The organism is Sphingobacterium sp. N143 (assembly GCF_030325625.1).
In the GTDB taxonomy this organism is placed as follows: Bacteria; Bacteroidota; Bacteroidia; order Sphingobacteriales; family Sphingobacteriaceae; genus Sphingobacterium.
The window spans coordinates 532,558-553,894 of record NZ_JACAIS010000003.1 but is presented as its reverse complement, the minus strand read 5'-3'; the positions used below and the strand labels follow the sequence as shown (position 1 = coordinate 553,894).

The 21,337-nt window shown below is 37.3% G+C and carries 18 protein-coding genes; 3 read left to right on the top strand and 15 right to left on the bottom strand.

Going from position 1 to position 21,337, the window contains the following annotated elements:
- Positions 1 to 70 precede the first annotated feature (70 nt).
- Positions 71 to 2,233: a glycoside hydrolase family 97 protein gene (locus HX021_RS08605; protein ID WP_286589761.1), complete on the top strand. Its 2,163-nt coding sequence runs from the start codon at positions 71 to 73 to the stop codon at positions 2,231 to 2,233.
- Between the two features lie 36 nt (positions 2,234 to 2,269).
- Positions 2,270 to 3,733, top strand: coding sequence for a sugar MFS transporter (locus HX021_RS08600; protein WP_502958999.1), 1,464 nt, complete (start codon positions 2,270 to 2,272; stop codon positions 3,731 to 3,733).
- A gap of 907 nt (positions 3,734 to 4,640) precedes the next feature.
- Here the strand turns inward: HX021_RS08600 and HX021_RS08595 are convergent.
- From HX021_RS08595 to HX021_RS08570, 6 genes are all read right to left on the bottom strand, one after another.
- Positions 4,641 to 5,624: a dimethylarginine dimethylaminohydrolase family protein gene (locus tag HX021_RS08595; RefSeq protein WP_286589759.1), complete on the bottom strand. Its 984-nt coding sequence runs from the start codon at positions 5,622 to 5,624 to the stop codon at positions 4,641 to 4,643.
- A 50-nt stretch (positions 5,625 to 5,674) separates the two neighbouring features.
- Complete coding sequence (locus tag HX021_RS08590; protein ID WP_286589758.1) at positions 5,675 to 6,148, bottom strand: MFS transporter; 474 nt, start codon at positions 6,146 to 6,148, stop codon at positions 5,675 to 5,677.
- 6 nt (positions 6,149 to 6,154) lie between these two features.
- Positions 6,155 to 6,898 carry an MFS transporter gene (locus tag HX021_RS08585; RefSeq protein WP_286589757.1) on the bottom strand — a complete coding sequence of 248 codons (744 nt, stop codon included), beginning with the start codon at positions 6,896 to 6,898 and terminating at the stop codon, positions 6,155 to 6,157.
- Between the two features lie 85 nt (positions 6,899 to 6,983).
- Positions 6,984 to 7,550 (bottom strand): helix-turn-helix domain-containing protein, encoded by a 567-nt coding sequence (locus tag HX021_RS08580; protein WP_286589855.1) that lies wholly within the window; start codon positions 7,548 to 7,550, stop codon positions 6,984 to 6,986.
- Positions 7,551 to 8,799: 1,249 nt separating this feature from the next.
- Complete coding sequence (locus HX021_RS08575; protein ID WP_286589755.1) at positions 8,800 to 9,252, bottom strand: SRPBCC family protein; 453 nt, start codon at positions 9,250 to 9,252, stop codon at positions 8,800 to 8,802.
- A 4-nt stretch (positions 9,253 to 9,256) separates the two neighbouring features.
- Entirely contained in the window at positions 9,257 to 9,922 is a 666-nt protein-coding gene (locus HX021_RS08570; RefSeq protein ID WP_286589754.1) for a DinB family protein, read from the bottom strand.
- 229 nt (positions 9,923 to 10,151) lie between these two features.
- Between HX021_RS08570 and HX021_RS08565 the strand changes: the two genes are divergently transcribed.
- Complete coding sequence (locus tag HX021_RS08565; protein ID WP_286589753.1) at positions 10,152 to 10,742, top strand: LOG family protein; 591 nt, start codon at positions 10,152 to 10,154, stop codon at positions 10,740 to 10,742.
- A 176-nt stretch (positions 10,743 to 10,918) separates the two neighbouring features.
- Here the strand turns inward: HX021_RS08565 and HX021_RS08560 are convergent, their stop codons facing one another.
- The 9 genes from HX021_RS08560 to HX021_RS08520 all read right to left on the bottom strand — a co-directional run bounded on the left by HX021_RS08560 (position 10,919) and on the right by HX021_RS08520 (position 21,206).
- Positions 10,919 to 11,719: a (Fe-S)-binding protein gene (locus tag HX021_RS08560; protein ID WP_286589752.1), complete on the bottom strand. Its 801-nt coding sequence runs from the start codon at positions 11,717 to 11,719 to the stop codon at positions 10,919 to 10,921.
- An 8-nt stretch (positions 11,720 to 11,727) separates the two neighbouring features.
- Positions 11,728 to 13,026, bottom strand: coding sequence for a 4Fe-4S dicluster domain-containing protein (locus HX021_RS08555; RefSeq protein WP_286589751.1), 1,299 nt, complete (start codon positions 13,024 to 13,026; stop codon positions 11,728 to 11,730).
- Between the two features lie 187 nt (positions 13,027 to 13,213).
- The gene (locus HX021_RS08550; RefSeq protein WP_286589750.1) at positions 13,214 to 13,888 is read right to left on the bottom strand and encodes a TetR/AcrR family transcriptional regulator; all 675 of its coding nucleotides are present in this window, start codon (positions 13,886 to 13,888) and stop codon (positions 13,214 to 13,216) included.
- 342 nt (positions 13,889 to 14,230) lie between these two features.
- Entirely contained in the window at positions 14,231 to 14,818 is a 588-nt protein-coding gene (locus tag HX021_RS08545) for an OmpH/Skp family outer membrane protein (protein WP_286589749.1), read from the bottom strand.
- Positions 14,819 to 14,926: 108 nt separating this feature from the next.
- Entirely contained in the window at positions 14,927 to 15,460 is a 534-nt protein-coding gene (locus HX021_RS08540) for an OmpH/Skp family outer membrane protein (protein ID WP_286589748.1), read from the bottom strand.
- A gap of 445 nt (positions 15,461 to 15,905) precedes the next feature.
- Complete coding sequence (gene bamA / locus HX021_RS08535) at positions 15,906 to 18,470, bottom strand: outer membrane protein assembly factor BamA (RefSeq protein ID WP_286589747.1); 2,565 nt, start codon at positions 18,468 to 18,470, stop codon at positions 15,906 to 15,908.
- A 113-nt stretch (positions 18,471 to 18,583) separates the two neighbouring features.
- On the bottom strand, positions 18,584 to 19,321 hold the full coding sequence (gene uppS, locus HX021_RS08530; RefSeq protein WP_286589746.1) for an undecaprenyl pyrophosphate synthase: 738 nt from the start codon (positions 19,319 to 19,321) through the stop codon (positions 18,584 to 18,586).
- 290 nt (positions 19,322 to 19,611) lie between these two features.
- A complete protein-coding gene (locus tag HX021_RS08525) occupies positions 19,612 to 20,496 on the bottom strand; it encodes an NAD kinase (RefSeq protein ID WP_286589744.1) in 885 nt (294 codons plus the stop codon).
- A gap of 47 nt (positions 20,497 to 20,543) precedes the next feature.
- The gene (locus tag HX021_RS08520) at positions 20,544 to 21,206 is read right to left on the bottom strand and encodes a CBS domain-containing protein (RefSeq protein ID WP_286589743.1); all 663 of its coding nucleotides are present in this window, start codon (positions 21,204 to 21,206) and stop codon (positions 20,544 to 20,546) included.
- Positions 21,207 to 21,337 lie beyond the last annotated feature (131 nt).

The window sequence follows — 21,337 nt, the reverse complement described above, 5'->3', positions numbered from 1 at the left end:
TTTATCTTGCTTCAATCATTCAACTGGTTTCAGCAATTGATGCATTTTAAATAGTACAAACATACAGCTAATGAAAAAAGTAAATTTTCTATTCTTTGTTTTTCTAGGTTGTTTGGGTTTTCAAGTAAATGCCCAGCAGCTACGTTCTCCAAATGGTAATTTTATAATGGATTTTGTGTTGACCCCAAAAGGTGAACCGAGCTATGAACTGCGATACAAAGGTAAAAGTGTGATTAATCCCAGCCGATTGGGACTTGCGTTAAAAACTGACATGAACACGGCCACCACATTTAATGGACCAGATAGCGTAATAAAGAAAAAACACTATGAGTCTTTATTCAGCGGTTTTGAAGTGGCAGGAACGGCAAGAACTACTTTCGATGAGACTTGGCAGCCTGTATGGGGCGAAACTAAATTGGTCAGAAATCATTATAATGAGTTGGAGATTACATTAATTCAAAAAGCAACAGATCGGAACATGAAGATCCGCTTTCGCCTTTTTGATGATGGTTTAGGTTTTCGCTACGAATTTCCACAACAGAAAAATCTGATTTATTTTACCATTCAGGAGGAGTATTCCCAATTTGCAATGACAGGAGATCATACGGCCTTTTGGATTCCAGGCGATTACGATACACAGGAGTATAATTATACAACATCAAAACTTTCGGAGATAAAAGGTTTGATGAAAAGTGCATACGAAGAGGGCAACGTTTCCCAAACGTTATTTTCGCCGACAGGAGTTCAGACCTCGTTGATGTTAAAAAGCAAAGAAGGACTCTATATCAACCTTCACGAAGCGGCCTGTATAGATTATCCCACCATGCATTTAAATTTGGATGCCAAAAATTTCACTTTTGAATCGTGGTTAACACCAGATGCACACGGTGGCAAAGGACGTTTGCAGGCACCTTGTACGTCGCCCTGGAGAACAATTATCGTTAGTGACGATGCACGTGATATATTGGCTTCAAAAATGACTTACAATCTGAACGAACCTAACAAGATTGAAAATACATCTTGGATCAGACCCACCAAATATGTTGGTGTCTGGTGGGAGATGATTACAGGTAAAAAAAGCTGGTCATATACCAATGATTTTCCTTCCGTACAGCTAGGAAAGACTGATTTTACAAAATCAAAGCCTAATGGTACACATGGTGCGACAACAAATAATGTCAAAAAATATATCGATTTTGCCGCGAAACATGGATTTGACGGCGTACTGGTCGAAGGCTGGAACGTGGGTTGGGAGGACTGGTTTGGCCACGGTAAGGAATATGTGTTTGACTTTGTGACGCCTTATCCGGATTTTAATCTGAAAGATTTGAATGAATATGCACATTCAAAAGGGGTAAAACTTATCATGCATCACGAAACATCCGGGTCGGTGCGCAATTATGAGCGTCACATCGATACGGCGTTCAAACTGATGAAACAATATGGCTATAATGCGGTTAAAAGTGGGTATGTTGGTCAGATATTACCATTAGGTGAGCATCATTATAGTCAATGGACAAACAATCATTACCAATTTGTGATTGAAAAAGCTGCGGGGTACCACATTATGGTCAATGCACACGAGGCGGTTCGTCCCACCGGTATTGCCCGTACTTGGCCAAATATGATCGGTAACGAGTCCGCTCGTGGAACAGAATATCAAGCCTTTGGCGGCAATGCGCTCAACCATGTCACTATCCTGCCTTTCACGAGGTTAATCGGTGGCCCGATGGATTATACACCAGGTATTTTTGAAATGAATCTACCGAATGGTGCCCATGTAAACAGCACCTTGGCAAATCAATTAGCTTTGTATGTAACGATGTATAGCCCATTGCAGATGGCGGCAGATTTTCCAGAGAACTATGATCGTTTTCCGGATGCTTTTCAATTTATTAAAGATGTTGGGATCGATTGGGATGACAGCAAATATTTGGAGGCGGAACCGGGGCAATATATCACAGTGGCACGCAAAGAAAAAAATACAGACAAATGGTTTGTGGGAAGTGTCAATGGAAATGACAGCAGGACATCGAAGATAAAATTTGATTTTCTTGATGCGGGGAAGACCTATTTGGCTACTATTTATGCGGATGCACCGGACGCAAACTTTAAAACAAAACCACAAGCCTATACGGTAAAAAAAATTAAGGTAACCCACAAAGATAGCTTAGCGCAATTCTGTGCGGCAGCTGGAGGATATGCCATTTCGATTATTCCAATCGAGAAATAGAGACCATCAACTGGGTTAATAAGGCTTCTTTTTAAAATGAAAAAAGAAGTCTTATTAACCCAGTCTATTAGCAATATCAATTTTATGAAAAATCAACCTAAACCCAATTATACATTTTCCCTCATCACTATTACCGTCCTATTTTTTATGTGGGGGTTTATAACCTGCATGAACGATATTTTAATTCCCTATTTGAAACAGCTCTTTAAACTGAAATTCTTCGAAGCTATGCTGGTGCAGTTTTGTTTCTTCGGGGCCTATTTTATCGGTTCTCTGCTTTATTTTATTTATTCAGCAACAATGGGGGATCCTATTCATCTAATAGGCTACAAAAAAGGAATTATTGCAGGCATTATGATTGCTGCACTGGGCTGTTTTTTATTCTATCCGGCTGCGACCATATCTTCTTATCCTTTATTTTTATCAGCGCTATTTACCCTTGGTTTGGGGTTCACTGTCTTACAGATTACGGCAAATGCCTATGTCTCGTTATTGGGTAGTCAGGAGTCAGCTTCTAGCAGGCTGAATATGACACAGGCATTTAATGCTTTTGGTACTACAATAGCACCTATCCTAGGCGGACATCTTATCTTCGAACTTTTTTCAGCAGGGGATGGTTCTTTTAGCGCATTATCCACACGTATACCCTATGTGGCCTTTGGAGTAGTGCTGATTCTTGTGGCTATATTTATTTCAAGGGTTAAGCTCCCTTCTTTCCATACCGGATCTGATGCTGAGCCCGTTCGTGGCCTTGCAGCGTTAAAGTTTCCTAACTTACGCTATGGCATGCTGACAATGTTTTGTTATGTGGGGGGCGAAGTTGCAGTAGGCAGCTTCATGATTAGCTTTTTGGAATTGCCTTCCATTGTGGGCTTATCGGAAGCAGTTGCCAAAAATTATCTAGCCCTTTATTGGGGTGGTGCGATGATGGGGCGGTTTTTAGGATCGATCTCACTCAATACTAAAATTCCAACGAATAGACGATTTGTATATATGTTCATTACGGCCATAGCGGTATTTGGGGTAATATATGCGGTAGTCGACTTAAATTTTTCACAGATAAGTTTTTTCTTATTGTTTGTAGCGTTAAACTTTTCGACCTTTTTTATTGGCCAGTCATTGCCTGCACGTACATTAATGATATTTGCATCGGTAAATATTTTTTTAATACTGTCGGCGGTTTTAAATAAGGGATCTATTGCGATGTATAGTATATTAGGAATAGGAATTTTTAATTCGATTATGTTCTCAAATATTTATACATTATCTATTTCAGGCTTAGGGAAATATACAAGCCAAGGTTCTTCATTGGTGGTGATGGCAATACTGGGAGGTGCTTTGATTCCGGTCTTGCAGGGATATATCGCAGATAGCGTAGGAGTACAGTCCTCATTTTTGTTGCCAACATGTTGTTATATCGTGATTGCGTTTTTTGGGCTCTATTCTTCACGGCATCTTTCCGTTATTTCTCCGACGGCAGCGGCATTGGGAGGACATTAATGGAGTTTTAATATAGTCTCCGTTTGTTGTATATCAAATTTAATGGAGATCATAATAACGGAATTTGGTTTTTTGAAGCGAAAACAGAGGCGCCGCGAACACTGGTTGGTAAACATATAGGAGGGCCGCCAGTGTTTGTAATTTATACGGATGATTGTTATGGACTGTATGAACATGTTCGATTAAATCATGTAACTATCTTTTAGCCAATAGAAACGACCACAGGAAGTAAATATTTTCATTGTGCAGATTTATATGGAAATGGGATAACGGTAGTTAAATATAAACTGTATGTTTGGAGCGTATTTTATTAGCGATGACAGGGGAACTGGATGCAGGAACAAGGTTGGGAACCGACATCAGTCGAGTTAAAAAAGGATGCTGATGAAATTTGGCCTGTTTCTAAACAAGATTTTAGCCCTGATATATAAATTTCCGACAGCAAACAGCTTTGCATCATGGCTAGGGGTTGTTATCGAGCAGTAGAGTTAGAAAAGATAAGAATACCATTGCTACACATTAAAGGTATGTTGCAAATACTATTGGTAATCAGAAAAACCACGACCTGTTATCCTTTAAAGAATAGTGTTAAAAGAGGATAGTGTCTTAGCTGTTACAGCAACAGCTAGAAAAATTGCCATTATAATCTGGAAAATGATAATCAGGTCGGAGCAATATTCTTTTCAAAGAATAATTGCTGATCAGGAAAAATTTAGATTGAAGAAATTAAACCAGGTTCACAATCTAAATCTTATTCAATAGGAATTTTATAAATTTATAAAGCGCTGTCTGCCCAAAACTTAAAGACGTTGTTGTAAGGAATGGGTTTACATAAATTATTTTCACGGTTTGAATTTACGAAAACTATTTATTTAGATATGCAATGGTAAGATGTAATTTCTAAAAACTACTCACAACGCAACAGCGGCTGTGTGCTGCAACGGAAAGATCCGCCAAAGCTACGCGTGATTTTAAAATCTACATATTCTACCGTTACGCCATGTTGTTCGATTTGATCGCCAATGTGTTTAAAAACAGGATCGGTAACATACACTTCTTGCGAAAGCGGCAAACCGTTGGTTGCTAAATTGCTGGCTTCTTCTAAGGTAACATGAATTGGCGTCCAATCTTTTACAACGGCTGGAATACCGTCTAAGAAAGCATCATTGCAAACCACCATCAAACCTGGTTTTATCAAGCCCAAAGCACAATCTAAATGCAAAATATCAGGATGAAAACGCACTTGTTCTACCGTATAGCCCAATGGCGAAAGCAGTTTTGATAACCACTGAAAACCACGATCGTTAGACGCCAAACCAGAGTTACCTACCAACACGTGTTTATCCAACACCAAAACATCGCCTCCTTCAATAAACGAACCGTTGCCTAAAGTTAAATCATCCGCTGGCGCTACTTGCGGAAAAGGAGCCGATACGTAGGTACAATCTGCTTTTTCTACGGCTTTCCATAACAAATCTCGCAAAGGCCAAACTTCGTGGCGACGGTGTAAAAAACGCATTGCTGCTTCTACCACATAATTTCCTACTACAAAAAACGGATCGCGGGTAAAGAAATTGGCATACCCATCTTTTGGATTAAATTGCTTTTCGGCATCGGTTAGTTTGCGGGCTTCTACCACTTCTACACCGTGTTTTTCGAGCATTTTTTTTAAATTGACACGTTCTAATTCCCATTGTGCCTGAATTTCGGGATGCGCTTCGCTATAATCTTTTCCTTTGTTGATTGCAGAATCTTCAATTGCTGCTTCGTCTAAAAAACGAAGATCTTCGGGTCTTACTTCTACTGGATAACCAAATTCAGACGCTGCCAAAACCACTTTCTTTAATGGAGCAAATTCGTTCTGAACAAATATTTTATTTGAAGTTGTCATTGTTTTATCTTTTTAAATGGAATATGTTTCTTTTCTATAAATGGTTGAATTTAATCTTTTTTTGCGTATCGAAGGTGCGCAATAAGTACTAAAAAGCTACAAATAAGTCCTAAACCTACTACGCCTTCCCATTGAAAATATTTCCAGGCTTGCGATGCCAAGAAAGTTCCCAAAGAACCACCCACAAAATAACTGAACATATAAACGGTGTTCAATCGGTTGGTAGCGCCAATGTTTAGGGCAAAAAACGTAGATTGGTTACTAATGTGCGAAGCTTGTAAACCTAAGTCTAACAAGATCACACCAACGATCAACCCAATATAGGTGTAACCAACAAAAAGGAAAATAATCCAACTGATAATCATCATATAAATAGAATATGAGATTACTTTTTGAAGCGGAATTCTTTTCTGCACTCTACTTACCATAGATGCGGCTAAAGCACCCGCAGCACCTACTACACCAAAGGCTCCGGCAACAGATGCACCGGCATTGAAAGGTTCTTTTTCTAAATGGAAAACCAAGGCAATTCACAATCCGCTGAAACCTGCAAACGCCATTGCTCCACGAAAAGCTGCCAATCTTAACACAGGTTGTGTGCGTACCAAATGCGCTAAAGATTTCATTAATTGTCCGTAACTTCCTTTGAAATTGGGTTTTACATCAGGTAATTTAATTCCCATTAATAACATCAAAATAAACATTGAAACAATTGCCAAGTAATATACCATTTTCCAACCCCATATTTCGCCAATGAAACCTGCGATAACACGAGATAGCAAAATCCCCAACAGCAAACCACTCATTACCATTCCAATAGCAGCGCTTCGTTTGTCGTCCGTAGCTAATTCGGCGGTTAAAGGCACAAACATTTGCGGCACTACCGAGCTAAAACCAATCATAAAACTGGCAACATAAAGCAAAGGCAAATTGGGTGCAGCAACCATTCCGAAAAGGGAAATAATCATAGCGACAAAAACGCAAAGGATCAATTTTTTACGACGGATCATATCGCCCAACGGCACGATAAATAGCAATCCTAAAGCAAAACCAATTTGCGTTAGCATAGCAATCATAGAGATTTGCGCTTCGGAAACCTGAAAATCTTTTGCCATTAACCCCAAAAGCGGTTGGTTGTAATAATTATTACCCACTACGATACCCGTAGTAATGGTCATTAGCCAAAGTAAACCGCGTGTTAGCGTTGGTTTTGAGGATGTTTCAACAGATGGTTGTATTGTTGTTGTATTGTCGATTGTTAAATTAGACTTCATTTTCTATTCTTAAATTATGTTGCAAATTTAGAGTAAAAGAAGCGCTTGAAGATTGAAGCATTAACGCATTGACTTGTAAAATCCGTCATTCTGTTTTAAAACCACTTGGGTTCATTCCCGTGTTTTTCTTGAAAAAGTTAGTGAAATAGGGTGCATCGGCAAAGCCTAATTGATAAGCAATTTCTTTGATAGATAAATCGGTGGATTTCAACAAACGTTTTGCTTCTAAAACACAACGTTGATGAATGAGTTGTGCGGGAGATGCCTGTAAATATTTACGACAGATTTTAGACAACTGGCTGGCAGAAATATGCAGTTTTTCGGCATAAAATTCGATGCTTTTTTCTTCCCGAAAATAAACATCTATCAACTCTTGAAACTGTATCAATCGCGAACTATACGGGTTTTTGGTATCGTCCAAAATGTTTTTCTCTACTTCTTTACTTAGGATAGAAGCAATGACAAAAGTACGAGCTCGTATCAAATCGACAAGACCGTTTTCTGAGGTCAACTCTTCTTGAATGGCTTTAAATTCGTACAGTAAATTGGCAAATATTTTGGGCGAAAGCAAAATGGCGGGATGTTGCCAGTAATACGCAAAAGAATGTCTGAAATGTAATGAAAGTTTCTCAAAATACGCTTTGTCAATCATCAATTGATAGGCTTTGCTCCTCGCTTTCACTTTCCAACTGTGTATCTGATTAGGAAACAAAATGTGCATTTGAAAATTGGTAATAGGATAGCTTTTAAAATCGATAGAATGTGTACCACCTCCGTTTTCAAACAATACCAACAAGAAAAAAAGTGCTGATGCGGTTTGTTAATAACATGTGGGCCATGCAATTCCGAAAATAAAAAACCGTTTTTACTTGCCGATTTTTCGTTCAGAAAATGGTTCATATTTATAATTGGAAAATCCGTCATTTCTTTTTTATGCTAAAGTACGATTTTAGAAATGGGTAACCATCACAATGCTGAATAATTATTTTTCTTTGTCTGGCCAGATAAGATTATGAAGCCCGAACATAAAGTTTTTATAAATATATTGTTAAAAGTTATACAATAAAGTCTGAGAACAAATGAAGAAATTATCTCATAAATAACAACATTACTGACTGATAATTGTGGAGCTTTGGAAATCAAGCAAGTTTTTTCTTATGTATCAGATGAGCTTCGCTAAACTGTATAGCTTAAAAATTGATACTTATAGTTGTGTGGGTAACATTAGATTGAGTGAAACTCGTCAGGAGATTAGTAATATAAAGATATAAGATTTGACAGTTCAGGCAGTGCTCACATCCGATTTATGTGAGCATATTATATCGCTTTATTGGAAACATCCCAGCCACTAGGGGGGATCATCCTAGGTTTTTAATTTTTGATGAGCCACAACAGCAATCAGCTTCAATATTGACTTTCATACTTTTTTGAAAGAGTTGAGTAGGAATGGATCCTCTCAAAGTATTGTTTTTGCTTCTTTCCAAAACTCAATAAAAGATTTTCAAGAAGCAAAACAAAATCTCAAGTTTAATAGAATAGAAAGTAACGGAAAGTTTGTGAAAAAAGTTAATATTTACCCTTAAATAAAATCTAATAATATAACCTTGATATTGGTATGATAAAGACTTGGATTATATAAACGAATCAAGTTGATTAAATCGCTATTTCATCAATATTTTCAACTGAATGCCTGCAATAAATTCTTCAAATCTTGCTCTAAATCATGTGAAAAAAGTATGCTGACCGGCACTTAAAACAGTTATAAAAAGGAGACGTACTCGTCTCCTTTTTAAGTTTTAGCTAGTTATTGCCGTCAAAGTACGATTTGACAGCATGTGCTATGATAAGGATATGTCACCATGGCGTATGCTGTAACTAAATTTAAACTGTAAGGAATACCATCAAGATCTTTCACAGATTTCTTTCAGTTTTTGCAAGGCCTTTGGCCAAGCATCATCAAAATAATCTATATATTCTTCATTGGTATCCACCTCTACATTGAGCTGGGTCTGACCATTCAGATCAGTAAAAGAGTAATTTTCCAGCGCTCCGGCCCAACCTTCTACAGCTGGCCCCTCGGTTACCTCTTTACCCTTATCCAAAATACCAAAATGACGAATGGATACATATTTGTTGGGAATATAATCTGCAATTTCGGATACCATTCCTTCTTTTTCTCCCTTTTCGTTTGTACCGACAAAATAAATTTTTTCACCCTTTCCCCAGCTTCCTTCAAAATCAGAGGTAGGATTAAAAGCTGCTGTCCATTGCTTGTACGATTCTTTCGTGAGCATTGCTTTAAATACTTGTTCGACAGGCGCGGTGATGGTAATCTGATACGTTAATTTTTTCATCTTTCTATTGTTTTGGAAAGTTAGGATTAGATTTTACTTCTTCAATCTGTTTGGTGTGTCTTGCACAATGTGCAGCAATAAACATCAATCCTTGATAACCGTCGACAACACCTGTTGGGTAATCATTGATATGGTTACGAAGATCTTCTGCATCTGCTTTTTTGATGTAATCCAGAACTGGCTGACGCGCGGCACGGAAATCTGTTAAGGCTGTTTCCGCATTTTTGTATATGCCGCTTGGTTGCAGCTCTTTTGGTGCCTGGAATTTATGGCTGCGGTCTGTAAGTGTGGTCTTCAAATTTTCATCAGTCATTTTTACTTCAGCTTTTCTGTCTGGTTGTGGTGCTTTTGCCAAAGCTGCCTTTGCCATATCAAATATCATACGTTCAGACAGTATAATATGTTCTAGGCACTGGCTGATTGACCATTTGTCAGCTGCAGGTTTAAATTGTAATTGAGCCTCACTCAAGCCCTTCACCTGCTTTTCGAGCTCCGTAGTGGTTTGATCAAAATATTGTAAAAGCGAATCGGTATTTACCTGTTCAGTTAACACTGCCTGTGATTCTGTCGTGATCGAACTGCTGTATTCAGTATAGTTTACAGCCTTGTGATCTGTAGGAGTGGAGGATAGGACTACTGCGCTTAAGCCGGCCATCGCTATCATGTTCATAATGGGGTGCATAGTTGTTTATTAGATTTAAAAAATAATTAAAAATGATGTCACTTTATTTTTACAATTATAATCTAATTTTGTTTTTTAAAGCTTTACATAGGACAAGAAAAAGGTGAAGTTATTCAACCATTATGAATTACGAAGGAAAGACTAAATTTTGGCGCTGCTGAAAATTTACGGATGAGGATATCCGTTGAAATAGCTTATTTTTTAATTATACTTGTGTATGAAAAAAGTCAAAAGTATTGTTGTTTTTTGTGCATCCAGTTTAGGGAATTCACAACTATATGAGGAACAGGCAACCCATGTGGGCCATGTTATCGCTGAGCATGGCATCCGTTTGGTGTATGGCGGTGGGAGGGTTGGGCTCATGGGGACTATTGCAAATGGAGCATTGGCCAAAGGCGGAAAAGTAGTTGGTGTCATTCCACATTTTTTGAATTCGAAGGAAAGAGAACATACTGGGGTAAGCCAGTTGATCACAGTAGATTCGATGCATGACCGAAAAAAAATCATGAATGATTATGCTGACGGCGCAATTGCATTGCCTGGCGGGTTCGGTACGCTTGAGGAACTTTTTGAAATGATTACCTGGGCACAGCTCGGCCTACATAGGAAACCAGTAGGAATAGTAAATATGAATGGCTTTTATGATCATTTGATCTATTTTATGGCTCATATGGTAACCGAGGGATTATTGAAACGTGAAAACTATGAAATGTTACTGGTTGCAGATACAATTGAAGAGATGCTTGTAAAAATGGAACAGTATGAAGCACCTCAAGTGCCAAAATGGATTGAGAAAAATGAGATTTAATGACGAAAGTCATCGTTTTAACAACAAATAGCATCAAATTGACAACTTTATATTGAAATAAGGTTATATCTTTGAATAGATTAATTTGAATGTTAACGAGGGTGATAGGCAGATTCATTCCGTAACATTAACTAATCGCATAGGCGCCCCTAATTTAATCGGCAAGGGGCGCTTTTTTATTTGGATAAATTATTGGCTTTTACTGTAATTTCAGCAATGTCCAATACTTCAATCTCGGTCTCTTTCTCCTTTATTTTAACACCGTCTTTTAACATTGTCATACAGAAAGGACAGGCTGCAGCCACAATCTGCGGTTTTATTTCAATGACCTCTTCAATGCGTTCGATATTAATATCTTTTTTACCCTTTTCTGGTTCTTTGAACATCTGGCCACCACCAGCGCCACAACAGAGCCCATTACTTTTACAGCGTTTTAATTCTACAAGTTGAGCATCAAGGCTTTCGAGCACTTTTCGAGGTGCTTCATAGACTTCATTTGCCCTTCCGAGGTAACATGGGTCATGATAGGTTATTTTCTTCCCCTTAAAAACATGGTCATCGGCCGGTTTTAATTTACCTTCATTTATCAGGTCCTGGATCAATTGCGTATGATGAATGACCTCATAATTGCCCCCCAAAGCAGGATACTCATTTTTAAGTGTATTAAAGCAGTGGGGACAGGCAGTGACAATTTTTTTTATCTCATAACCATTTAAAGTTTCAATATTCATCATTGCCTGCATTTGAAATAAAAATTCATTTCCACTTCTTTTTGCGGGGTCTCCTGTACAGCTTTCCTCTGTACCAAGAATAGCATAGTTGATTCCAACATGCTGAAGTATCCGACATATATCACGTGTGATCCTTTGTGCACGTTCATCAAAGCTGCCCGCACATCCTACCCAAAATAATATATCGGGAGTTTCTCCCTTAGCCAACAGCTCAGCGGCTGTAGGAACTTTTATTTCATTTTCCATCTTTTAAACTATTGTTGTTGAGTCCAATTGGCACGATCCATTTGTGCATATTTCCATGGAGCACCATTATTCTCAATATTTCCAAACATATTATTTATACTAGTGGGAGCCTGAGATTCTTCCATGACCGCAAAGCGGCGAAGCTCGATGATAATGTCCAATGGATTAATATTGACAGGACACTGCTCGACGCAAGCATTACAACTCGTACAGGCCCAGAGTTCTTCTCTACTGATATAATTATCGATAAGAGATTTGCTATCTTCGACAAAGCCTCCATTTTTCTTAATGTTATGACCTACTTCAGTGGCTCTATCCCGAGTATCCATCATTATTTTTCGGGGCGATAGCAGTTTTCCTGTGATATTAGCAGGGCAGGAAGCAGTACACCGGCCGCATTCGGTACAGGTATAGGCATCAAGAAGATTCTTCCATGTTAAATCCTGAACGTCTTTGGCACCAAAACGGATGATTGCATCTGACGGGGGGGGCGTAAAGCTTGGGTCGAGCATTGCTTTTACTTCATTGGTTACAGTAGTCATGTTGGATAATTTCCCCTTAGGATCCAAATTCGAAAAGTATGTGTTTGGAAAAGCGAGTATAATATGCAAATGTTTTGAATAGGGGAGATAGTTTAAAAACGCTAAAACCCCCATTATATGGAACCACCAACAGGATCTTTCGATCATATATAACGTACTGGTCGAAGTTGGAAGATAGGGCAGCAAATATTGACTGACCGGAAACGATCCAACGGACTTAAAATGTTCAAATCCATAAAGCTGTAGTTTAAGATCAGCGGCATTCATCATCAAAAATGCCGACATGAGTAAGATCTCTGTGACTAAAATGAGATTGGCATCTGTCTTGGGCCAATGATCAAGTTCTTTACTCTGCAGACGATTTACTTTAACGATGTTTCTGCGGATGAGGAAAACCAAACAAGATAGGAGCACAGCCAGGGCCAACCACTCAAATGATCCGATCAAAAAGTCATAAAAACCTCCCAAGAATGAAAATATCCGATGGGTTCCGAACAATCCATCAATAACAATTTCCAGCATTTCAATATTGATGATCACAAAACCGAGATAAACAAATAAATGTAATAAAGCTGGAGTAATCCGTTTGAACATTTTCTTTTGTCCAAAAGCAATTAATAACATCGTTCTCCAGCGTTCGGAAGGTTTGTCGAAGCGGTCTACCGCTCTGCCCAGTCGAATATTTCTATAAATCTGTTTTGCATTTTTGCTGAAAAAGAATAATGACCCTGCAAAACACAATGCAAATATAAGTTGACCGATCATATGCCTGAATATTGGTTATTAACAAATATACTATAATATTTTTGTTATGCTAACATAATAAAAAGAAATAAAAAAACAGCTAAATGCGCATTTTTTGTTATAAGGTCGTCAATAGGCTATGCAGTAAGAGAAACAGAGAACTTCCAAGAAAGTATGTTTATTCTTGGAAGTTGGTGCTTATTTTTTATTATTTCAATTGTTCCTTAAAGGTCTGTTCAAGAATCCTTTGTATTGATCGCTCGATCCGTGCTTTTCCTTCTTCGGTATTGATATCTATGCCGCAGAAGGTACTACCTGTAGCTTTTGCCTGTAAACTCATATAATAGATTCCACTGACGAGGAGCGCTAATACTGCCCTTGGATCATCATCAGAGTCTTTAAATTTAGGATCTATATATTTGAATAATTCTTCGCCCAACATTTCTCTTCTGTCCGAAATATTCTTCAGCGCTTTTGTTTTTTCTCCTAAGCCCCAGTGTATGATTTTTTGTTTGGTTTTATCCTTTAAAAATGTATTAAGCTGAGATTTTAGTAATTCATTTATTAGATCGACACTGATATCATTGGGGTTTGATATCATTTGTTCCAAAACTCCTTTATCACCAATTTGCCAAAAATCCTTTTGTGTTAGGTAGGCTTCTACCAGTTTGTCAAGACCTCCGAAATAATTCCAAATAAGGGCTTTATTCAAACCGCATTCCAATGCAATGTTTGGTCCATTTAGTGCGTGATAGCCTTTCTTCTGAATCACCTTTCCGACGGCGGCAATCATCCTGGCCTTAGTACGTTCTTTATCCCGGATAGGACCGGAGGTTACTTTACGTTCTTTTTTTTGGTTATCCTCAGTTATTTTCTTTTTCATGCGAATAAAATCATTTTGCAACGAAGCATTCATGAATAGTTCAAATCTGCTCGTTAAGTAAACAAACGTGAGTTCATGAAGTTTTACAGTAAGGTAGATATGTTTGTTTTCAGGAGCAATATCTAAATTTTAGCTGGTAAAAACAAAAAAAATCATATCGCTGATTTTATGATTTATCTGATTGATATCAAAATGGTATAAAAAGAGCTACCTAATCATTAAAACTTCACTATTCAAGGTATGGAGAGCGTGGTTAACAGGATAAACTGTAAACGAGTTACTGCAATAAAAAAGGGATGGTCTATGTGAACCATCCCTTTTTTATTGCAGTAAAATATGTTATTATTTTCTTGCAGGTGTAGTTGTTTTTGCTGGAGTTGCAGCAGGAGTTGCCGTAGCAGAAATCCCTAATTTTGTTTTAACAGCTGCAGTTAAGTCTTCGCCACCTTGAAAATAAGGAATATTTGTGCTTGAGATATCAAATACATATGCCATACCTTTTTCTTTTGATACTGCATTGACTGCTTCAGCTACTTTTCTGTGAACAGGAGCGATCAACTCTTCTTCTTTTTTGTTTAGTTCTTCCTGCGCAGCTTGTTGTGCAGTTTGAATACGAGTTTGGATATCTTGTAATTCTTGACCTATTTTATTGATTTCAGGGTCAACAGTCTCTTTATTGGCTTCACTTCTGTTACGCAATTTATCATTAGCATCTTTTTGTTTTGTTTGATAAATGGCAACCATATCTTGAATTTCCTTTGTTTTACCATCACTCAATGTTTTCAATTGACCTTCAGCAGTTTTGAATTCTGGGGTAGACTGAATGATTTCCGCAAAATTGATATGACCAATTTTTTGCTGGGCATTTGCAAATTGAGTTGAGAAAAATACTGCCACTATAGCAACCGCACCTTTTAATAAGTTTTTCATGCTTTCCATTTTAATCTAATACGCCATCTCAAATGGCAATCTTTTAGTGTTCTAATTAATTACTATTTATAATACTATTTGTTGTTCACAATGATAATAAACTTCAACTTAGTTTGCAAGACTAGGATTAGGTTTATAGCCTAATTTCGTAATGACTTCATTACTTTTGTTTAGTTTGGGATTTGCATATAAGAAGTTGGATTCATTGCCTTTGTCCATTATAAAGTCAAGACCTTGAGCAGAAGCAACATCTTGGATTGCTTTTGAAACCCGGTCCTGAATAGGTTTTACCAATTGGATTCGTCTTTTAAAGAGTTCACCTTCGAACCCAAATTTTTGTTTTTGATAATCTTTCACCTCTTTTTCTCTGGTGACAATCTCATCCTCACGGCGGCGACGCATATCTTCGTTCAGTAAACTTTGATCTTTCTGATAGGCTTGATATAATTTTTCTATTTCAGCATATTTCTGATCGACTTCTTCTTGCCATTGCTTCGACAGATCATCTAATTGCTTCTGTGCAGTAGTGTATTCGGGAACATGTTTTAGGATATATTCTGAATCAACATATGCCAGCTGTTGTGCAAATGTCGCTGTAGCACTTACGACTACAAAAGCTATTACTAACAATATTTTTTTCATATTTCCTGTAAGTTTTATAGAATACTATTTTATTATTTAACACTAATTTACTTTATGACAACAGATCGATCCAAAAGTTTAATTTGGAAAAATGATCTCCCCATAAATTTAACGCTCAAAAATAAGAAAAAAGAAGCAATCTATTAGATATTTCTCGGGTTTAACACTATTTAACTTTGACTATTCCTTGTTTCTATCATTTATAGATAGTTGTAAATGATCAGTTTTATGATAGTATACCTTTTGTCATGTATTGGGTGAAAGTGTGGTTAACCTTTTATGAAAACTTTCTTGTTCATTGTTACCTGCTCAAGAATAGCTCGCTGTTCTGTGAAACCCGTCTTTCATGTTAATCTTCAGTAGGGGCATTAAAAAAGCAGCCAAAACTGAATTTTAGCTGCTTTTTTAACGCTGTTGACATTTTTGTCGGTGGAATGGAAGTAAATTAAAATCCACCCATATTTTGCATAATACTAAATGTAAAGTTTTGTTTCCAAGTACTGCTAGGAAGCCCCGGGATAGGATCAAATGCATGACCATAATCGATACCTAACATACCAAAGATAGGTAAGAAGATGCGGGCACCAACACCAGCGGAGCGGCGCACTTTAAATGGATTATACTCGGAGAATTTGTTCCATGTGTTCGCAGCTTCTGCAAATGCCAGGACATAGACTGTAGCCTGATCATTCAGCATAACTGGATGGCGTAACTCCATTTGATATTTGGTATAGATTGGGCTACCTGAGTTTCTTGCTACATTAACATTCTGAGTTCCTTCCGGAATGATTACACCATTGGCATAACCACGTAAAGCAACAATTTCTGAACCTTGTAAATAATCGAAACCTTGCATACCGTCACCACCTACCTTAAATCGTTCAAAGGTTGATGTTTCGGTTTTATTGGAGTATTTACCTAAGAAACCAAACTGCGCTTGGGCTTTGAAAACCAGCTTTCCAACAATTTTTGCATACCATTGTGAATCAAATTTCCACTTGTGGTATTCTGTCCAGCGGTAACGTTCTTGTGGGGATCCATTCTGATAATCAATGTTATTGAACAATGAATAAGGAGGTGTCAATTGTACCGAGAATTTAATATTTGATCCTGAAGTAGGATAAATAGGAGCATCAATTGAGTTACGGCTGATTTCTTGGGTCAGGTTGATATTATAGGCTGTACCGTTATCAAACAAGAAATAGTTGCCATAATTCTGCAATTTGTAGCGTTGGAAGGATAATGAGGTATTGGCCTGAAACCAGTTGTCTGGCCATTGCAGGCGTTTACCTAATGTTGCCGTAACACCAGTCATCCAAATACGATTCAATTCAGAATCTTTTACCATCTGTTCACCAGTATAATAATTAAAACCACCATATGATGAACTTGAAGTATAGGCACTCAGACCGAAATAAATCGGTTTTTTACCACCTAACCAAGGTTCAGAAAAAGAGAAACTATAGGATTGATAGCGCTTACCGGACGTCTGCCCACGTACACTTAATTTTTGTCCATCTCCACGAGGTAAAGGCTTCCAAGAACTTTTATCAAAGAAATTACTGGTAGAGAAGTTGTTGAATGTCAACCCGAGGGTACCGATAATTTGTCCTGCACCATAACCCCCTGAGAGCTCAACTTGATCGGAAGGTTTTTCGGTCACATTATAAACAATATCCACTGTTCCTTCGGCATAATTTAAGTTGGTTGGAACAGGATTTGTTTTTTGTTCATCGAAATTTCCTAATTGGGCAATTTCACGAACACTTCGCATGATTTGTTCTTTTGAGAACTTTTGCCCTGGTTTGGTATAAATAGAACGTAATACCACCCGGTCATTGGTAACATCGTTACCTTTTACGATTACATTATTGATGGTATATTGTGCACCTTCATAAACGCGTAAGTTTAAATCAATGGTATCATTATATACACGAGTTTGCTCAGGGTCAACTGAAAAAGTTAAATAACCGTCATTCATGTAGATGGAAGAAATATCATCACTATTTTTAGTGGGGCCCATCAACTTAGCCGTTAATTTTTCCTCAGAAAAAACATCCCCTCGTTTAATCCCTAAAATCTTATTTAATAAAGTGTCCGAATATTTAGCATTTCCTGTCCAAACGATATTACCGACATAATATTTAGGACCTTCGTAAATATCAAAATTGACCAATACGTTTTTCTCACCCTCCCGAATGACTGTATCTTTGATGATTTCGGCATCACGATAACCTTTAGCGGCCATTTTTTTGATCAGGTTTTCTTTTCCTTCCTTGTATTTCTCTTCTTTGAATTTACCTGGGCCAAAAATGCGATACCACATTTTTTGTTTAATTGGTTTTGCCATTTTTCGCAGATCTTTCTGCGAAAAATGCTCATTACCGGTGAAGGTCATTTTTTTGACTCTCACTTTATGTTTTTTATCTACATCGGCAATCAAAATTTGATTATTTGCTTGTGCAGAATCTTTAACAGTTTTTAGATTGATTTCAGGATATAGATAAGCTTTTTCTTTTAAAAAACGCTGAATTGTTGCGCGGGTAGTATTCATCAAATTTTCATTGACAATTTTCCCCGTATTGCTATTTAAGCGTTTACGAACTTCTTCGGTTTGACTTTTACTCAACCCATTAATATCAATACGTGTTAAACGAGGACGCTCTACTACACGGATGGTCAAAAAGATGTTTTCACCTTCAATTTTGTCGGCCCATAATTCGACATTATCGAAGAGACCTTGTGCCATCATATCTTTTACTACTTTTGCCGTAGCCTCACTGGGTACTTCCAAATATTGGCCTACAGACAACTTCGAGATGGTAATCAATACATTTTTATCCAAAAATTGCGTTCCAGTTACATCAACAGCACTAATCACATAGTTTTTAGGGTTGAGATAACTGATTTTTTCTGGGTCATTTAAATTGAACGCACCATTCTCCTGTCCATAGACAAGTTGCATTGATGAGAGACCAAAAAATAGTATTACGGGTAGTATACGCTTCATTTATCTATAATTATTGGCGCTAAAGTACACCAATCGTTTGTTAATTTTTGTTAATTAAGAAAATTTAACCAGCTTGTTTTTTTCAAATCAGTTGACAAATTTAATAAAATCATTTATAACTGTTCACTTGTTTTTCCAAACCTTCTTTCGCGTTGTTGATAATCGACAATTGACTTAAATAAATCTTCTTTTGTAAACTCTGGCCACATTTTATCCAAAAAACATAATTCAGAATATGCAATCTGCCAGAGAAGGAAATTACTTATTCTAAGCTCGCCGCTGGTCCGGATCAATAGGTCCGGATCTGGTAAGTTTTGGGTATATAGGTTAGAAGAGAAAACATCATCATTGATATCTTGGGGAGCCAATGTGCCCTCTTTTACTTTTATGGCTAAATTTCGGGCAGCTTCTACAATTTCATGACGTGAGCTGTAGCTGAGGGCTAATGTAAGTGTACAATGTGTATTGGCCCTAGTCGCTTCTATAGTTTCTTGTAGTTTTTTTTGTGCATTTAACGGAAGCTTACTAATATCTCCGATGGCATTTAATCGGACTCCATTTTCTTGAAAAGTCTTAATCTCTTTTTTTAAGGAAGAAACCAATAATTCCATGAGTGCAATAACCTCTAATTTGGGGCGATTCCAATTTTCAGCAGAAAAAGCATACAGTGTTAAAAATTTAATATTCGCCTGAACGCATCCTTCTAAAGCCTCCCGCACTGCTTTTACTCCGTTTTGATGTCCGAATACCCGGAGTTTTCCTTTTTGTTTTGCCCAGCGACCATTTCCATCCATGATGATGGCAATATGCTGTGGTAATTTAATGGTATCTATTTGATCTAAAAAGCTCATTATTATGTTTTCAATAAAATTAACACCAGTAGCCAATATGCTATCTAATGGTGTATCAAACCTGGTGTTGGTTCTAGAACGTCAAAATCAAGCAAAATCTTGCCCATTTATTCATGTCACTTGATCTTTTGTTTTATATATTCTCCCAAATATCGATTTTTAATTGGAAATTCAGAAGTACAATATTACAAAGATATTTAGTACTCCTCTCTATTAGACTAAAATAAACTCGTGTTGAGCGGTATGTATCAGAGTAAAGTATAATGATTTGTGTTCGTCTAAAGTTTTCATTAATAGTTTCTGACATCAATGCCCCAAAGTAACTTCTCCCGCAATGTACTGAAAAAGCTTTCTTGGGGAAGACGAATGAGGTTGATTGTAAATGGAGCCTGTTTAATTGTTAATTGAACGGAGGTATTCACCGATTCATTTTTGGAGTCACAGCTGAGTATATACTGGCTACTTCTGCTTTCGATTTCCAGTTCAAGCGTAAACTGATTAGAGATGACTATTGGCCTTACATTAAGGTTGTGCGGTGATATCGGGGTAATTACAAAATTACCACTTTCGGGCATAATAATAGGCCCCCCACAACTCAGTGAATAAGCTGTAGATCCAGTGGGGGTCGCAATTATGAGCCCATCTGCCCAATAGGAGTTGAGAAGTTCACCATTGATCCGTGCATTGATGGTGATCATGGCTGAGCTGTCATAACGAAACACCGTAATATCATTTAAGGCATAATGATTTCCTTGGAATAGGTTCATCTGCTGGGACTCTACAGAGAGGAGGACACGTTTTTGTATGTCGTAACGATGGTTCAATATATCATTGACAGCATGCTCAAAGTCATATTTATTGATAGAGGCTAAAAAGCCTAAACGTCCGAAATTGATTCCGGCGATTGGAATGCCTGAATCACGGATAAGAGACACAGCTGAAAGCATTGTTCCATCACCGCCCAGACTAAGCATAATGTCAATATCATTTTTAATTTCTTCGTAAGAATGATATGTTGGAAGACTGAAATCACATTCGAATTGCGTTGTCAAGAATTTATAGAAAGGATCATAAACCCAAATTTCAACGTTTTTGTTGACGAGATATTCAAATAAATGTTTAACATGTGTTATAACAGAGGGCTGAAATTCCCGTCCATATATCGCAATTCTCATATTGTTCTGAATTTATTGGGCAAAGATGAGAAAAAAAGTAATTTTATCTAAATATTGATGTAATTCATCAGTTGCTGATAACGTTCGGCCGTATCATCAAATGTAGCAATGGTATTATGAGTTTCCATAATCACGTAATTATGTCTTAAAAAAGAATTTAAGAGTGCATTAATATTGGATTTGTCGACCTTTAATGTAACCTCAATCGCATCGTTTTCTAAATTCACTTTTGTGGCACAATTGAGAATTCTACAGTTATCACTTTCCACTAAATGAGCAATTTGGGACAATGAAAAGTCATGCAGTCCGGTTGCCAGTACAATAATAGCTCCCGATTCATTTTGAGACTGTATCAAACTGATAGCTTTTAGGATATCCAGTTGTGTAGATGCACCTATATATTTATTCTCTTGGTCTAAAACAGGGATTATGGAGCAGTTATATACTGTTGCCATGACCAAAGCATCATAAGGGTGTTGGTTAAATTTGAGCTGTATCGGTGCGGTGATGATTTTAATAGATGAAATCGCAGCTTCTTCATTTTCCGCATCCAATAAAATAGACTCATTGACAAATCCGATATATTCATCGCCATTTAAGACCACCAATTCTTTACAAAGCATGTCCTGTAGCTTTTCTAGTGCTTGCTGTATAGTATCTGTTCTTTGGATACTATAATCTGCATTTGAAAGGAATTGACCTATTAACATACCCAAACTTAATAAAAAAAATGATGCGAAAAAGAAATTTTTGCGGAAGATTTCCTCATGTTATCTAATGGTTTTGGAAAATACTGACCTAAAATAATATTTAAGTAATTACATTATTGCAAATAACTGCA

Bases quoted from the DNA above. Each gene is read 5' to 3' on its own strand.
- HX021_RS08605 (WP_286589761.1), top strand. From the start codon at position 71: ATGAAAAAAGTAAATTTTCTATTCTTTGTTTTTCTAGGTTGTTTGGGT.
- HX021_RS08600 (WP_502958999.1), top strand. From the start codon at position 2,270: ATGAAAAAAGAAGTCTTATTAACCCAGTCTATTAGCAATATCAATTTT.
- HX021_RS08595 (WP_286589759.1), bottom strand. From the start codon at position 5,624: ATGACAACTTCAAATAAAATATTTGTTCAGAACGAATTTGCTCCATTA.
- HX021_RS08585 (WP_286589757.1), bottom strand. From the start codon at position 6,898: ATGAAGTCTAATTTAACAATCGACAATACAACAACAATACAACCATCT.
- HX021_RS08580 (WP_286589855.1), bottom strand. From the start codon at position 7,550: ATGATTGACAAAGCGTATTTTGAGAAACTTTCATTACATTTCAGACAT.
- HX021_RS08575 (WP_286589755.1), bottom strand. From the start codon at position 9,252: ATGAAAAAATTAACGTATCAGATTACCATCACCGCGCCTGTCGAACAA.
- HX021_RS08570 (WP_286589754.1), bottom strand. From the start codon at position 9,922: ATGAACATGATAGCGATGGCCGGCTTAAGCGCAGTAGTCCTATCCTCC.
- HX021_RS08565 (WP_286589753.1), top strand. From the start codon at position 10,152: ATGAAAAAAGTCAAAAGTATTGTTGTTTTTTGTGCATCCAGTTTAGGG.
- HX021_RS08560 (WP_286589752.1), bottom strand. From the start codon at position 11,719: ATGGAAAATGAAATAAAAGTTCCTACAGCCGCTGAGCTGTTGGCTAAG.
- HX021_RS08555 (WP_286589751.1), bottom strand. From the start codon at position 13,026: ATGATCGGTCAACTTATATTTGCATTGTGTTTTGCAGGGTCATTATTC.
- HX021_RS08550 (WP_286589750.1), bottom strand. From the start codon at position 13,888: ATGAAAAAGAAAATAACTGAGGATAACCAAAAAAAAGAACGTAAAGTA.
- HX021_RS08545 (WP_286589749.1), bottom strand. From the start codon at position 14,818: ATGAAAAACTTATTAAAAGGTGCGGTTGCTATAGTGGCAGTATTTTTC.
- HX021_RS08540 (WP_286589748.1), bottom strand. From the start codon at position 15,460: ATGAAAAAAATATTGTTAGTAATAGCTTTTGTAGTCGTAAGTGCTACA.
- bamA (WP_286589747.1), bottom strand. From the start codon at position 18,470: ATGAAGCGTATACTACCCGTAATACTATTTTTTGGTCTCTCATCAATG.
- uppS (WP_286589746.1), bottom strand. From the start codon at position 19,321: ATGAGCTTTTTAGATCAAATAGATACCATTAAATTACCACAGCATATT.
- HX021_RS08525 (WP_286589744.1), bottom strand. From the start codon at position 20,496: ATGAGAATTGCGATATATGGACGGGAATTTCAGCCCTCTGTTATAACA.
- HX021_RS08520 (WP_286589743.1), bottom strand. From the start codon at position 21,206: ATGTTAATAGGTCAATTCCTTTCAAATGCAGATTATAGTATCCAAAGA.